The organism is Peribacillus alkalitolerans (assembly GCF_010882125.1).
In the GTDB taxonomy this organism is placed as follows: domain Bacteria; phylum Bacillota; class Bacilli; order Bacillales; family DSM-1321; genus Bacillus_BN; species Bacillus_BN alkalitolerans.
On sequence record NZ_JAAGVZ010000012.1, the window covers coordinates 1 to 14,920 of the forward strand.

Sequence of the window (14,920 nt, forward strand, 5' to 3'; positions counted from 1 at the left end):
GCTTAGAACCTAAATTCAACTAAAAAACACAAAACCTTCCAACTTTGTGAGAACGGAAGGTTATTTGGCATACATATTTTTAGTATAGCATGAAGAATTCAAAGTTTATAATGAAAAATATTGACAAACTATTAGCTGGTTTAGTCGAATAACAAAAAATGCTGCCCTGGTTTGAAGCAATTAAATTCACGTCAAATTTAATATTTAATTACAATTTCCCCTTCACCTTTTGGAGCTTCAAACCCATTAAGGAAGGAAGTTAATATTTCTTCTGAAATAGGAAAGGCAGCATTTGCATCAAAACGAATACTTCTTATCTTCAGACGTTTGCGCAAATCATTTGGATCAACTTTCAAATAAATAAGCCGCCATTTACCTCCAGTGGTTTCAATAAGCTGTTTAAATTCGTCCCTTTCAGTTCCTTTCCAAAAACTAGAGTCAACCACTACCTGTTGCTTATCATGTATTAACTTCACTAGATTTTCACGCAATCTTAAATGTGCTTCATCCAAGTATTCTCTATATTTTTCAGTCGGATAATCAATTCCATAACGACCATTAGTAGACCAGACTTCTTCATCTATAGAAAGACGTAAAAAGCCCTCTTTTTCTAACTTTTGAGAGAAGGTAGTTTTTCCAGAACCAGCTATTCCACACATCATTACCAATAAAGGGGTTGAGTCATCTCGTTCCCGATTAAGGATATCCAAGATAGTTTTTTCAAGCATCCATATTCCCCCTTTTAATAATGCTATTTCTATAATTATATTAGGTATTCTGTGTTCTATTATGAGATTCCTTTTTCAACTAACCTGCCCGTTTGTTGAAGAAGAAAAGGAGGTGCCACAGCCCCCGTTACTTGTAAAACAAATAAAATATTTCTATTTAATAGTTTTGCTCACATTAACAGAATTATTTGTAAACTATTGTCCATTTGGAAGAGGTTGTATATATTTATAATACACATGACCGATCACTCGCTCATTTTACGTTGAAATTACTTAATATATTATTAAGGAGGATGAATTGTGGAAGAAATAATTGAAAAAGCAATACAAGATGTATACCCCGATGATTTCGCTTGGTGTTATGGGTGTGGTCGATTAAATAAAGATGGGCATCATCTTAGAACTGGTTGGCAAGGCGATAAAACTGTTACTATCTTTACACCTGAATCAAAGTACATGGGAATTCCAGGTTTTATTTATGGTGGACTAATAGCCTCGTTAATTGATTGTCACGGGTCGGGGTCTGCCGCACTTGCTTTACACCGTAAGAATGGGAACGAAATTGGTGATGGGTCAGTGCCACCAAGGTTTGTTACTGCTACCCTTAATGTGGAATTCCTTAAACCAACTCCACAAGATGTTCCACTTAAAGCAATTGGCACTGTTGAAGAAATCCATCCTAAAAGATGGAAAGTGCATACAGAAATATTTGCAAATGATATTCTTTGTGCTCGTGGAGAGGTAGTCCTTGTCGTAATGCCTAGTACATTTATAAAATAAAAAAGTTATATAAAATATCTAATTTGTTTCAAACATAAAATATGACTAAGCTAAGAGAAATTCTCTTAGCTTTTTTAATTTAGGAAAGTGAACTTGTTAAACTATTTTGTCCCTTTAGCTAAAAATGAAAAGCTGCCCAAATTGACAACTTCGATCTCAACTAATGCCCCCGTTACTTATTTAAGAGTGACAGTCAATTTTCCAAAAATTGATAATAGCTATGAAAATATTTTTTCCATATACTTATTTAGAAAATCCCCATTATTAGGAGCTAAACTATGTATATTTGGAATATTAATGCACTTATTGCAGCTTTAAGGGAAGATTCCCTTACTGAAAAGCAAAAGAAAAATTATCGAACAACCTTTTGGGTATTATTGGCCTTTATTGTATTATCATTACCAATAGTCTATAATCCTTCTTCAATGAATAAATATGATTTTATTGATTTAATTTCCTTTGTTGTTATTAATTCTTTAGGTTTATTTGTATTAATTCAAATTCATAAAAAAGGGAATAAAAAAGAGTTTTTGCTCCCTTTCATTAGTTTAGTAATCCCGATTTTCCTAAGATACATATTACTTTTTATTATTTTAATGGTGATCGGATTTATTTATATTTTTATATTCGCGCCTTTTCATTCTATGGAGGAAACTAATTTAATCGATTTAATTATTTCTATAACAGTTGAAATTTTTTATAACCTTATGTTCATTCACTACTTTAAGAAGATATTTAACTAAGAGCACCTTTTTAGGTGCTTTTTTGTTAGGGAACAAATAAATTGAAGATAAATCTAACCACATTAATGACATATAACACCATTTTATCTAATTGTGAAATACTGAGAAAACCAGAGAAAACGGGCGATTTTGCTTTCTTTATTGAGGGAGTTTAATTGATTAAGCTTCTCCTTTTTCTTAAGGATTTAGGATTGACCCAATTAGCTTAATAGGTTTCATTGAATATTTACTTCTTTAATTTTAAATGTTCTCTGTTTTTCTTTATTAGGTGCTTCTAAATGTCCAATAATAACTTCATACCCCTCAGAAAGTTTTTGCTTATTTAAGGAAGCATCTTCTGGTATATCAAATGATAGTGAAACTTCTTTTTCTTCATTTCTTGATAAATTGAATAGTCTCCCCTTTTCAACTGGCAGTAATCCGAAATTTAAGTAATTAGCTATATCATTGTCTTTTTGATTAATATAAACATAGAATTTCGCATCTTTAGACGTTCCATTATTAATAAGAATATTCAATTCTATTATGTTTTCATCTCGATACCAAGTAACATTACTTTTCTCATTAACTACATGTAATCCTCTAGTTGAACATCCGACACTTAATATCAATAAAGTTATTGCTGCCAAAAAATAAACTTTAAATTTGATTCGAATTATCATCCGATCCTCTCTATTTATATTTATATGTAATATTCTGTAAATCGATATGTACTCCTTCTTCTACTTAATTGACGTTTTTTAAGTAAAAAAAGCGATAATCCTTCTGGATTACCGCCCCCGTTAGTTAAAATCAATCTGTACCTGATACGTTAGTTATTATACGTATTTTGATTTATGACTTCCCCTAACTTCTCTGCTTGTATATTTTCATCAGGTGGAGTCATCCCAGATTTCTTTTCAAAATAAATCGCAATACCACCAATAATAACCACAGGTATCAGGAAATATAACCAAATCATAATAACACCTCCTAATATAATAAATCTTATTATTATCATAATATTCTCTTTATTTTATACTTTTTTCTCTTAGCAATGTTTCAACTTCTTATTTTGCTAACCTGCCCCGTTAGCCATCCATGCAGCGCAAAATCAGCGTTGCACCACAGAGAATGAAAATGGATCAGGCTGTCTAAACTGTTTTAATGCTGGCGAAGAAGGTCTTTGAACTATGGTGCCTTTGAGCCCATCCGTTAGTCTGACTCCAACGACCACGGTGTACCACCGACTGTCGCGCCCTTTAGGGGTAGCACTCATGGGAGATTAATCCTTTTTCTGGTTGTTGCGCCAGCTTTATCTGATTTCATTTTAAGTAGAAGGGTATTACAATTCGATTTATCAGCTTACCTCATATTCAATCCTTCAAGAGGCTCAGCCTTTTTTTAAAAACTGGTTTTTCTGGGTCTGTTTTTTCATGCCCTTTTTCAGTTTTTATTTTCATGGGAGTTTAGGTATATTTTTTCATAATATCTGTAATTAATTTATTATAAATCCCTATAATCGAACTCAAATAGAACAAAAAAAGTCTATTTATTATTACCCTTACAGAAAGTACTGTAATGAAACTAATTTAATTAAGATTTGTCATACCAAAAGTTCGCTTGTTTTATTAGAAATCCCTTAATAGCAAGAAAAAAGGGACAACCAAAACCTATGCGATTTGATGTCCCTTTTCTAATGTTTTATTATGTTTTGTACTCGAAAACAGAACCCGTTAATCGCATGGATGCCTTTTTACAGAAGTTTTATAAAGATGAAGCAGTATCATTCAATGATTCAGCCTGTTTAGTAACTCTTGAAGTAGCTGTGCCAATTTCATCTATGACAGCAATCAAACCTTTTATTTGCTCTTCGACCTCTCCTACACCAACTACACTTTCTTCCATGGATGTTACGATTTCATTAAATGAAGACTGGGTTAAATCTGATTCTTCTTCTCCAATCTGAACGACAGATTGAACTTGATGGATGGATTTTACAACCTCTTCCATATAAATATTGGATGTATTTACGATGGAATAGATTTCTGTGATAGATTTCTTCGTTTGATCAGCAAGCTTCCTTACTTCATCAGCTACTACTGCAAAACCGCGTCCATGTTCACCTGCTCTTGCAGCTTCAATGGCAGAATTAAGTGAGAGTAAGTTGGTTTGATCTGCAATTCCTTGTACCAATCCGACAAATTCAGTAATTTGTTTTAGTGAATCATTCAATGCACTAATATTCTTTTCCACGTTATTCGTATTTTGCGAAATGGAATGAATCTTTTCCGTAAGCTTTCTCATTCTATGTTGTCCTTCTTCTGCAAGGCTTTGAGAATGTCTGGATTTTTCATTGTTATTGACGACTAGTTGATTTACTTGCCTACTATTTGAAACTATCATCTTAACAGAAGCATCCGTTTCTTCACTTAACGCAACTAATTCTTCAGAAATGGATAAGATGGTTTGTTTGACCTCTTGTTTCACTTCTTCATTTTGTCGCTCTCTCATATAGGCATTTTCTTTCTCATACGCTTCTAGGACAAGTTGCTGTTCAAAATTCAATATTTTTGTCATTGCAAGGATTAAAGCTCTTTGATCTTCCTGTGTGTCGCAATTCGCATATACTAAAGAAATCAACAAGTTTTGTACGTTTTGGAAAGCACTTAAATACCATTTTGGTTGAAGCCCAATTCGATAATGTGATTTAGAGACATTCATTCTTTTAGCCAAAAATTCATTGTCTATTCTCCCATTAAACAGTTCAATGATATGTTGGTTCAAAGTAGAAGTCAGACGTTCTACTGTCGTATTGGATTGGATAATATCAGTCAACTCAGGTACGCCTAGAATCGACTGGTAAAAAGAATCAACTAATAGATGGATATTTTCAGAAACCACTTCTTGAAAAACATGGATTAGTCGTAAATCTTTTTCCTGTAAATCAATCATTTTAAGTTGTAACAGGACTTCAGGATCAGAGATTTGAATCGTTACTGGAAGCTGTTCTGCCTTTTGAATCCATTTTGCTGCTGTTGGTCTTTGTTTTGTAAATATCCCCATGTCTATACCTCATTTTTCTATTTCTATGTATATTTAATAGCATTCAGAAAACATATCAACAGGACTATTTTATTATCTGAATATATGATTATTTTCCTAGTAAAGCTAAGTTGTGTCAATACACCTTATGCTAGTTTTCAAAAAGTTTATAAGTTTCATACCATTTAGTTAACATTTAATGAATCAATTCAAAAAGACTCCTATAGATATAGGAGTCCTGTCTACTATATTTGTAAAAGTATAAATTTTTTGTTTCCCAATGGATCTGAAATAAAATCCAATTTCGTATCTTCAAAATAACTTCTGTTTCTTTCACCTATAAGAATTTTTATATTTTCCACATGAATAATTTGATCATTTTTTAAAGGCTCCTCTTCCAGAGAAAGCGATAATTTAGGACCCCCTCAGCCAATACCCATTTCTAATCGAATGTATAAATTTTCTCCCTCTACTTGTTCTTGATTTAAGATTTCATTTAGTTTTTGATAGGCTGAATAGGTAACCTTCATTTTATGTTCCTCCTTAACCTTTTTTATCTTTAGTATAAAACTTGTTTGTATTTATATCCGTATGCCCTAAATAAAACGTTGAATGATTTGATACAGATTTTCAAATTGATTCTTCTGTTTTTGCAATTCCGTAACCCCAATTTTTGTTATGTAATAATATTTTCTCCTTGGACCATCGAACGAGTCCTTCCAATAACTTTTGATGAATTCTTTTTCTTCAAGCTTTTTCAATGCAGGATAAAGGCTTCCCTCTTTCATTTTAAATATTCCGTCGCTTTTTTCTTCCATTTCAGAAGTGATCTCATATCCATAGCGATCACGTTCTTTTAACAAAGCCAGCAATATTAGTTCTGAAAACCCTTTTATTTGCTCAGAACGACTCACGAATAACACCACCTATATCTCATTGCGATATAGTTATTTTCGTACCAATTTCAACTATATCTAGTTTAGATATAGATAATATTCTTTGCCACTTATCTTAAATCCTTTAAATTCAGAATATTTATATGGATATACTCCAAAGTTAGTTACATTCGTCTTTTAAATCAATTTGATTTATAATAACGATACATTTAATAAAGGCGGGAAATAAATGAACTTGACTATTACAGATGAAGCAGCAAAATGGTATATAGATGAACTTGGCTTGAAAGGAAATGAAAACAGTATTAGGTTTTATGTCCGTTATGGGGGATACAGTCCGATCCAAGCAGGCTTTTCTCTGGGGATTTCAGATGACGCACCTATCTCTCCAATAGCTACAACAGAAATAATGGGTATTCAATTCTTTATTGAAGAAAAAGATGCTTGGTACTTTGAAGGACATGACTTAGTGGTTGGCTTTAACACTAAAATGAAAGAACCCGAATTCAGCTATAGATAATTTAGTTCATACAAAGAACTAAGAAACCTAAAAAACCTCCATCAGATGCTGGAGGTTTTCGTATTAATTGAAATAATATTTCACTTTAATTCTGTTAATCCTTTTTAGTCGAAAGTCCCAATAACTTCTTCTCGATACCTTCAGCTTTAAGAATTTTTATTTCAAGCTCTCCAAAAAGATCGAAATGTGAATAGCCTTCTTTTCGGATGTCAATCCATTCTTCTTTTAAGCCGTATTTTCTTCCCCAAGCTGATAGTTTGTCAAGATCCTTGCAACCTACCTTTGTAACTGTTTTACAACCCGGAAACCGTTCATCCAACCAATAATGAGTTAAAAAAGCTATTTCCCCTTCATCGATTTTTCTCTTCCACTCTTGAAGTATACTCCGATTTATCCCGAATGCCATATTACTTCACTGTTTCCCCAGTAGTCTTTTGTCGTTGATTCTTTTGATAAACCTCATGCCAATCTGGATAAATTTTTCGCAAGGATATCGGACGGAAGTTTTCCTTCTTCACACAGACATGTTCAGACTTTCCGATGAATGAAAGCTCTCCTTGCTCATTATAAACTTCATACCCGTAGATGGTTCGAATTCCATCATAATTCTCAATCCAAGTATGGACGATGGCCTTTTCTCCGTATCGCATCGGTTTTTTATAAGTAGCTTCAATATTTAAAACAGGGGAGATGATCCCATCCTTCTCCATATCCGCATAATTAAATCCTAAATCTTTAACAATTTGGGTTCTGCCCAACTCCATCCAAACTAGGTAATTGGCATGGTATACGACTCCCATTTGATCGGTTTCTGCATATCGTACTTCAATCTCTTTTTTTGATATCAACATTTTTCTTTTCCCCTTTCTCCATCTTCCATAACGCTGCCAGTACATCCTCTTTAACAAGTTCAGATGCATTTTCCTTTGTCAGTAATTCATTGGAATTCATTAATCGTAGTGATTGTTGTTGAATGCTTTCATCCATGATATTTGCAGCCAATCTTCCGTTCCCATTCCAATTATGTTCGTCTAGGAATTGTTTGATATATTCAATTGCATCCTTTTCAATCCTATAATTAAATTGTTCCAAATAACTTTTCATTATTTCCAGTAATTCCTCGACGGTGTAATCCTGAAAATGGATGAATTTTTTAAATCTCGAACGAAGACCTGGATTACTTTCAAGCAATTTATCCATTTCCTTAGGATAGCCTGCTAAGATGACAACGAGATTTTCATGATGCTTTGTCATCTCATCAACAAGTGTATCTATGACTTCTTTAGAAAAATCCCCAGATTGTTGGCTTAATAAGGAGTAGGCTTCATCAATAAATAAAACTCCTCCAAGTGCATCACGAATCTTCTTCTTTGTTTTTATTGCAGTTTGGCCAACGTAACCTGCTACAAAATCCGCCCTGCTAGTTACGATCAGATGACCCCTCTTAAGTAATCCGCACTCTTTTAGCAGCCTGGAAAAATAAGTGGCTACAGTTGTTTTCCCTGTTCCAGGATTACCTGTAAAAACAGAATGAAGTTGAAGCGGAATCGTCGGCAATCCATTTTCCCGCCTGTATTGTTGTAGCTTTACGAATGAAATTAGAGAGTTGATTTCCTCTTTTACAGTCGTTAATCCTATCATTTTTTCGAATTTATCCAATGTACTTTCTTCTTCATCCTTAGAATCCAAAGCGAAATCTTCTGCTTCTAGCAAGGTGTAATCAGTGATAATGGAATCTACTGATTTCGAAACGGACGCACCTTTTTTTAGGATAGCCTCCAAAACTAAGTCTTCGACTGCTCTTGCATTTCCAAATGATTCGTCCACCATTGATTGTTCGATTCGATATCCTAATTCCCTTATTGCAGAGGGGGATAAATAATAATCATATCTAGATGCAACCATCTCGCTAATTGCCAATAGTTCTTCGACCGAATAATCTGAAAGGTGAAAATGATTGGATTGTGGGAATCTGCTTCGCAATCCAGGGTTAGCTTGTAAAAACCTTCTCATTTCTTCCGGGTACCCTGCGAGGATGACTGCAAACTTTCCTGCATATTTTTTATTAGTCATCAAAGATACAAGTGTATCTATGGCATTTTGACCGTAATCATTCCCAGTAGCGCCTTCTCTTTTCAGAGAGTAAGCTTCATCGATAAAAAGCACTCCACCCAAGGATTTTTCAACTGCCGCAAGAATATTTTCCTCGGTTTGACCAACAAAAGAACCTACAAGCTGGCTCCGGTCCATTTCGATAACTTCCTCACGCTCAAGAATACCAAGCTGATGATACACTTTCGCAAACAGACGGGCTAATGTAGTTTTACCAGTTCCTGGGTTACCGGTGATGACCATATTTAAGCTTTGATCATTCATGGTAGTGAACCCAAATTCTTCTCGTCTTTTTTGATACTGTAGGTAATGATAAAACTCATTCACCCGTTGCTTGACACCTTTTAATCCAACCATATCATTAAGTTCCTGCAATGGATCGCTCTTCGGTAATTTTTTCTCGTCACCTTCAAAGGCAAAAATATCAATCCATTGATTTTTTAATTCAGTTAGCATTTCAACTTGTTTTTTCATCTTTTCATAGTGTTCAGCGGTATAAAAAACACCCGTTAAGGAATCTAGATATTCCCTACTTGCACTATGCAATTGATCGAGAATTTCTTTTGTTTCCTTTAAAATTTTTAGCATCCTACCATATGATTCTTGTATATGTTGTTGTGCGGAATTTTGAATGGTGAAGTCTAACCCTTCCTCTATTTCATCCCATGTATCTGTTATTTTTGAAAGATAATTTTCACACATCTTAATATATGTTTCCGCAACCGTTCTTTTTGCAGGACGATTATCCGTTTCTCTTATGGAGGGAAAATTTAAACCATCTAAAAAATGAACCTTTTCCTTTAATAAGCTTGTGATTTTTAATTCAGTAGCTAAAGGGTTATGATGGTCCAACTGTATAGATAATTGTAACCATGTTTTGAAAAGCTGATCTTCTTTGTCATGGTTCTTTCTATCCTTTGCCAGCAAAGCAAAAATCGTTCCCTTTAATTGGTTTATTTGTGGGATTGAAATGAGAGTTTCTTCCGTTTCAAGTTTTTTTATCATCTCTAATAGCTCTGGATAGTGCAATTTTACATCAGTTTCAATTTGTTTTTTCCATTGATTTATTCTGTTATGTATTTCATCAATATTCATTATTTCACTTCACTTTTTTCGTTCTCGTTATAATATCTTACCATAATAACGATAAATTTAGCTTCAACAACAGCTTAAAGGCTGATTGGAGTCCAATCAGCCTTTGCGGTATTACTCTTGATATCCATTTTGTCTTGCTTCTGACTCGTCTTGAATTTCACTTCTAAAGCTCTCTAGGCTTTCTTTTCTTCTTTCATTTTTTGCTTCAATTTGTTCTCTTTGTACCCCAGAACTAAACTCTAAGGATTCTTCGGCTTTCTCGATATTTTCTATCGTATTTTGTACCATATCCTGTAACTTTTCCACGTTATCATTACGATTATCTCTATTAGGTTGATTCCATGCCATAGTTGTTTCCTCCTCGAGTTGGATGAAGTAAAGCACCACAATTAGTAGTGACGATATTTAGTTTGTTCTAACAAATAGAGTTTATGAATGCAATTTATAACCAACTAACCATAATTTTGTTATGTAAACTAACGCTTTGTATAAAATGGTTCTTTTCTCATTAAATGTTGTTATTAGAATTTAATGTTCGGCCTTGATTGCAGCGAGAGGCTCTTGCTTTCCGTGGGGAGGGATGGGAGCCTCCTCGGCGTTACCACCTGTGGGGTCTCACACTTCCCTCTCTTTCCCGCAGGACATTGATAAGCTTCCTCGAATAAACACCGCACGAAGAAAATGCGAATACATTTTCGAGGAGCCAAATACCCTCCGCTACAATCAACTCAGACAGTTATAGTTCAGTTACACAAACCTTGCGAAAACAGTCTAAAAATAAAGAAGGCCACTAAGCCTTCTTTACATAATTATTCACCTTTAGTCTGAATCAGCTGAGGGTGTTGTCCTGAATTGTCCTCCATCTTTTTGCCGTTATTCACATGTGACTCCGTAGATTGAGTACCACGATGATACGGTCTAAAGTGCTTAGAGTCTCTTTTTGGATTTCCCATCATAATCCCCCCTTATAGATATAGTGTGAGCGATAAGGGGGGAATCATGAATGTTATATATGACCAAATTACTCTGCTTTTTGAAGGTGTCGCTGCTCTAGACGATCTTCAATCCTTTCCATCGCCTTTTCATCATTAAGGAGCTCACGTTTGTTTTCCATTACTAATTCTTCAAATGAACGCTTTCGTCTTCTTTTCATGTCGTATCACCTACTCACTAATATGTTATTAGTCAGTATGGCCAAATTAACTAAAAATTATGATTATAAAAAAATGAAATTTATTTTAGTTCACCCATGTGCTCTTCCATATCTTTTAGTGACATCGCACCTATGAATTTCCCTTGGATCACTCCATCAGAATCAATGAAATAGGTTGTAGGAATGGTAAGGATTTTGTACATTTTATTTACCTCTCCATCCTCATCCAATGCTATAGGAAATGTCACTCCCATCGAATCAATAAAACCTTCAACATCATTTTGAGGATCAATATTAACAGCAAGGATGACCTCGTCCTTACTTAATTGCTGTTGGAATTCCTCCATCTCAGGCATTTCTGCTTTACACGGCGGGCACCATGTTGCCCAAAAATTAAGCATTACCTTTTTGCCTTTCAAATCACTAAGAGATACTTTTTGGCCGTCCAATGTTTGAAGTTCAAAATCTGGGGCATCCTTGCCTATTTTCAAACCAGGAGCATTGTCCTCCTTTTTTTGTTCCATAGCCTGTACCATAGCGACGGTTACTAGAAGTACAAGCGCTACGGATGCAATGATTTTTTTCATCATTTTATTACCACCTTTCTGGTTATTGGCTTATTTCATTAAGCAAGGTTAAAACAAAATAATAGCCGAAAACCATAGTTGCCATTCCAATGATCTGAGTTTTAATAAATTGGTTGTCCCTTTTTTTAGTACCTCTCCATATTAAATAACAAAGTGCACCAAATAATCCAATTTGAAAGCCTAAAGTTCCACCATTCAAGAATAATATCGATTTTGGGTTATCCACTAAAATTGAAGGGCGAAAAAAAATAATACTAAATTTGTATGTAAAAAGACATATCATACTTGCGTTGATACTTTCATCAAACCATTTTTTCATGGTATCTTCGGAATTTAAAAAACTTAACATTACAAAAGCAAATAAAAAACCTGATAAAAAAGCAACCCAAGTAAAATGAATAAAAAATGACCCTAAATAAAATCCATCCATCTATCATTCCCCCACGGTTCATTTTACTATATTCTTTTATAAATGAAAATAAATACTACACAGGGTATCTTCTAACACTAAAAAAACAGACCGAGAATGATCTCGGTCTGCGAAGTATTCTTTAGTTCTTAAGTTTATCACGTAGTACCATTGGAAGGATTCCACCATGACGGTAGTAATCAATTTCCACTTCGCTATCGAAACGAACAAGAACGTCAAATTGTTTCTTTGTTCCATCTTCTGCAGTAGCAGTGACAGTTAGGATATCACGAGGTTTAACTGTTTCATCAACAGCAACTTCGATTGTTTCTTTACCAGTCAATCCTAATACTTCAGCATTCTCGCCTTCTTTGAATTGAAGAGGAAGAACACCCATCAATACTAGGTTAGAACGGTGGATACGTTCAAAGCTTTCAGCGATTACAGTTTTGATACCTAATAGGTTTGTTCCTTTTGCTGCCCAGTCACGGGAGCTACCCATTCCGTAATCCTTACCAGCTAATACTATTAGACCAGTTCCATCTTGCTTATATTTCATACAAGCATCATAGATGGACATTACATCGCCAGTTGGCCAATAAGTTGTGAATCCACCTTCAGTTCCTGGTGCCACTTGGTTACGGATACGGATGTTTGCAAACGTACCACGCATCATTACTTCGTGGTTACCACGACGTGAACCGTAAGAGTTAAACTCACGAGGCTCAACGCCATTTGCACGTAAGTAAATTCCAGCAGGAGTATCTTTTCCGATTGCACCAGCAGGAGAAATGTGGTCAGTCGTTACTGAATCACCAAATTTAGCAACAACACGTAAGCCATTAAGTGGCTTAACTTCGCCTGCATCCTTAGAAAGGTTTTCAAAGAATGGAGGGTTTTGAATATACGTAGAAGTATTATCCCAAGTATATAACGGCTCGTTGCTTGTTTGGATTTCATTCCAACGCTCGTTATCATCAAATACACGCTCATATTCTCTACGGAATAGTTCAGGTGTAACTGTGCTCTTTACTACTTCATTGATTTCTTCAGAAGTTGGCCAAATATCTTTCAAGAAGATGTCATTTCCATCTTTGTCTTGACCAATTGCATCTGTAGAGAAGTCAATATTTACAGTACCAGCTAATGCATATGCAACAACCAATGGTGGTGAGGCAAGGTAGTTAGCTTTTACAAGTGGATGGATACGACCTTCAAAGTTACGGTTACCAGAAAGAACTGAAGTAACTAATAGATCTGATTCAGCAATAGCTTTTTCGATTTCATCAGCTAATGGACCGGAGTTACCGATACATGTTGTACATCCGTAACCAACAGTATTGAAACCAAGTTCATCAAGGAAAGGTTGTAAACCTGAATCACGAAGGTATCCTGTTACAACTTTAGAACCAGGTGCTAAAGAAGTTTTCACGTATGCTGGTACTTGAAGACCTTTTTCTAATGCTTTTTTCGCAACTAGACCCGCTCCAACCAATACATAAGGGTTAGAAGTATTTGTACAGCTTGTGATTGCAGCAATTGCAACTGCACCAGTCTTCATTTTAGTCTCAGTGCTATTAGCAAACTTAACTGTGATTTCTTTATTGATATCAGTAGCATCTAAGCCAAACCCTTGGTTTCCAACTGGAGCACTTAATGCCTCTTTGAATGCTTTTTGCATCATGGATAGAGGGATTAAATCTTGTGGACGTTTAGGACCAGAAAGGTTTGATTCGATTTCTGATAAATTCATTTCCACTACATCTGTGTATGTTGGATCTTCAGCATCTGGTGAGAAGAACATTCCGTTTGCTTTGCTATATTCTTCTACAACTTTGATTAATTGCTCGTCACGGCCAGTTAAACGCATGTAATCTAATGCTTCTTTGTCAACTGGGAAGAATCCGCAAGTTGCACCGTACTCAGGTGCCATGTTAGCAATTGTTGCACGGTCAGCTAGTGGTAAATAAGATACACCAGGACCAAAGAACTCAACGAATTTGCCAACTACGCCTTTTTTACGAAGTACTTGAGTTACTTTTAATGCCAAGTCAGTTGCAGTTGTTCCATTAGGAAGTTCTCCAACCAATTTAACACCAATTACTTCAGGTACTGGGAAGTAAGAAGGCTGACCTAACATACCAGCTTCTGCTTCAATTCCCCCAACACCCCAACCAAGAACACCGATACCGTTGATCATAGTTGTATGGGAGTCAGTACCTACTAATGAATCTGGATATGCTTCGAACTCACCATTTTCAGTCTCTACTGTAAGGACAACATTCGCAAGGTACTCAAGGTTTACTTGGTGCACGATACCAGTTGCTGGTGGAACAGCACGGTAGTTATCAAATGATTTCTGAGCCCAGCTTAAAAATTGGTAACGCTCAGCATTACGTTCAAATTCTAAGTCCATATTTACATTTAATGAATCCATTGTACCTGATTTATCTACCTGTACAGAGTGGTCAATAACAAGGTCCACTGTGATTTCAGGGTTTATTAAATCTGGATTTCCACCTAGATCCGCCATTGCTTTTCTCATAGATGCAAGGTCAACGACCGCAGGTACACCAGTGAAGTCTTGAAGGATTACGCGTGATGGTTTAAATGGAACATCAACATCTTTTTGCTCATTTGTTCCCCATTTAGCAAGATTTTCAATATGCTCTTGCTTAATTACACGGCCGTCAGCTTGACGTAATACTGATTCAAGTAAAACTTTAATGGAGTAAGGTAATTTGGATACGTTTCCGATCCCTGCTTCTTCTAAAGCATTTAGTCGATAATAGTTGTAGCGCTTACCATTTACTTCAAAGGAAGAGCGCGCTTGGAAAAAGTCTTTCTTAGTCATAAAATGCTTCCCCTTCTTT

17 protein-coding genes are annotated in these 14,920 nt (G+C 35.3%); 3 read left to right on the forward strand and 14 right to left on the reverse strand.

Going from position 1 to position 14,920, the window contains the following annotated elements; translation table 11 throughout:
- Nucleotides 1-197: 197 nt before the first annotated feature.
- The gene (locus tag G3O09_RS14370; protein WP_163102185.1) at nucleotides 198-728 is read right to left on the reverse strand and encodes a P-loop nucleotide/nucleoside kinase family protein; all 531 of its coding nucleotides are present in this window, start codon (nucleotides 726-728) and stop codon (nucleotides 198-200) included.
- A gap of 300 nt (nucleotides 729-1,028) precedes the next feature.
- Here G3O09_RS14370 and G3O09_RS14375 point away from each other — a divergent pair, with 300 nt between their 5' ends.
- Nucleotides 1,029-1,508, forward strand: a complete 480-nt coding sequence (locus G3O09_RS14375; protein ID WP_163102186.1) for a PaaI family thioesterase — start codon at nucleotides 1,029-1,031, stop codon at nucleotides 1,506-1,508.
- A gap of 278 nt (nucleotides 1,509-1,786) precedes the next feature.
- On the forward strand, nucleotides 1,787-2,251 hold the full coding sequence (locus G3O09_RS14380; RefSeq protein WP_163102187.1) for a hypothetical protein: 465 nt from the start codon (nucleotides 1,787-1,789) through the stop codon (nucleotides 2,249-2,251).
- A 215-nt stretch (nucleotides 2,252-2,466) separates the two neighbouring features.
- Here G3O09_RS14380 and G3O09_RS14385 read toward each other — a convergent pair whose 3' ends face one another.
- From G3O09_RS14385 to G3O09_RS14400, 4 genes are all read right to left on the reverse strand, one after another.
- A complete protein-coding gene (locus G3O09_RS14385; RefSeq protein ID WP_163102188.1) occupies nucleotides 2,467-2,913 on the reverse strand; it encodes a hypothetical protein in 447 nt (148 codons plus the stop codon).
- Nucleotides 2,914-3,062: 149 nt separating this feature from the next.
- Complete coding sequence (locus tag G3O09_RS14390; RefSeq protein WP_163102189.1) at nucleotides 3,063-3,212, reverse strand: hypothetical protein; 150 nt, start codon at nucleotides 3,210-3,212, stop codon at nucleotides 3,063-3,065.
- A gap of 785 nt (nucleotides 3,213-3,997) precedes the next feature.
- Nucleotides 3,998-5,296 carry a globin-coupled sensor protein gene (locus tag G3O09_RS22520; RefSeq protein WP_240338442.1) on the reverse strand — a complete coding sequence of 433 codons (1,299 nt, stop codon included), beginning with the start codon at nucleotides 5,294-5,296 and terminating at the stop codon, nucleotides 3,998-4,000.
- 575 nt (nucleotides 5,297-5,871) lie between these two features.
- Nucleotides 5,872-6,189: a PadR family transcriptional regulator gene (locus tag G3O09_RS14400; RefSeq protein ID WP_163102190.1), complete on the reverse strand. Its 318-nt coding sequence runs from the start codon at nucleotides 6,187-6,189 to the stop codon at nucleotides 5,872-5,874.
- Nucleotides 6,190-6,400: 211 nt separating this feature from the next.
- On the opposite strand from G3O09_RS14400, the gene G3O09_RS14405 reads away from it, so the two are divergent.
- Nucleotides 6,401-6,691, forward strand: coding sequence for a HesB/YadR/YfhF family protein (locus G3O09_RS14405; protein ID WP_163102191.1), 291 nt, complete (start codon nucleotides 6,401-6,403; stop codon nucleotides 6,689-6,691).
- A gap of 94 nt (nucleotides 6,692-6,785) precedes the next feature.
- On the opposite strand, the gene G3O09_RS14410 is transcribed toward G3O09_RS14405, so the two are convergent.
- From G3O09_RS14410 to acnA, 9 genes are all read right to left on the reverse strand, one after another.
- A complete protein-coding gene (locus tag G3O09_RS14410) occupies nucleotides 6,786-7,097 on the reverse strand; it encodes a hypothetical protein (protein WP_163102192.1) in 312 nt (103 codons plus the stop codon).
- A 1-nt stretch (nucleotide 7,098) separates the two neighbouring features.
- Nucleotides 7,099-7,542 (reverse strand): acyl-CoA thioesterase, encoded by a 444-nt coding sequence (locus G3O09_RS14415; protein ID WP_163102193.1) that lies wholly within the window; start codon nucleotides 7,540-7,542, stop codon nucleotides 7,099-7,101.
- Entirely contained in the window at nucleotides 7,517-9,898 is a 2,382-nt protein-coding gene (locus G3O09_RS14420) for an AAA family ATPase (protein ID WP_163102194.1), read from the reverse strand. Before G3O09_RS14420 ends, G3O09_RS14415 begins: the two co-directional genes overlap by 26 nt.
- A 111-nt stretch (nucleotides 9,899-10,009) precedes the next feature.
- Nucleotides 10,010-10,246, reverse strand: a complete 237-nt coding sequence (tlp, locus tag G3O09_RS14425) for a small acid-soluble spore protein Tlp (protein WP_163102195.1) — start codon at nucleotides 10,244-10,246, stop codon at nucleotides 10,010-10,012.
- 461 nt (nucleotides 10,247-10,707) lie between these two features.
- Nucleotides 10,708-10,851: an acid-soluble spore protein N gene (locus tag G3O09_RS14430; protein WP_163102196.1), complete on the reverse strand. Its 144-nt coding sequence runs from the start codon at nucleotides 10,849-10,851 to the stop codon at nucleotides 10,708-10,710.
- A gap of 68 nt (nucleotides 10,852-10,919) precedes the next feature.
- Nucleotides 10,920-11,051, reverse strand: a complete 132-nt coding sequence (locus tag G3O09_RS14435) for an FbpB family small basic protein (RefSeq protein WP_163102197.1) — start codon at nucleotides 11,049-11,051, stop codon at nucleotides 10,920-10,922.
- 80 nt (nucleotides 11,052-11,131) lie between these two features.
- A complete protein-coding gene (locus tag G3O09_RS14440) occupies nucleotides 11,132-11,641 on the reverse strand; it encodes a redoxin domain-containing protein (protein ID WP_163102198.1) in 510 nt (169 codons plus the stop codon).
- Nucleotides 11,642-11,660: 19 nt separating this feature from the next.
- A complete protein-coding gene (locus G3O09_RS14445) occupies nucleotides 11,661-12,068 on the reverse strand; it encodes a hypothetical protein (RefSeq protein ID WP_163102199.1) in 408 nt (135 codons plus the stop codon).
- Nucleotides 12,069-12,189: 121 nt separating this feature from the next.
- A complete protein-coding gene (gene acnA, locus G3O09_RS14450) occupies nucleotides 12,190-14,901 on the reverse strand; it encodes an aconitate hydratase AcnA (RefSeq protein ID WP_163102200.1) in 2,712 nt (903 codons plus the stop codon).
- Nucleotides 14,902-14,920 lie beyond the last annotated feature (19 nt).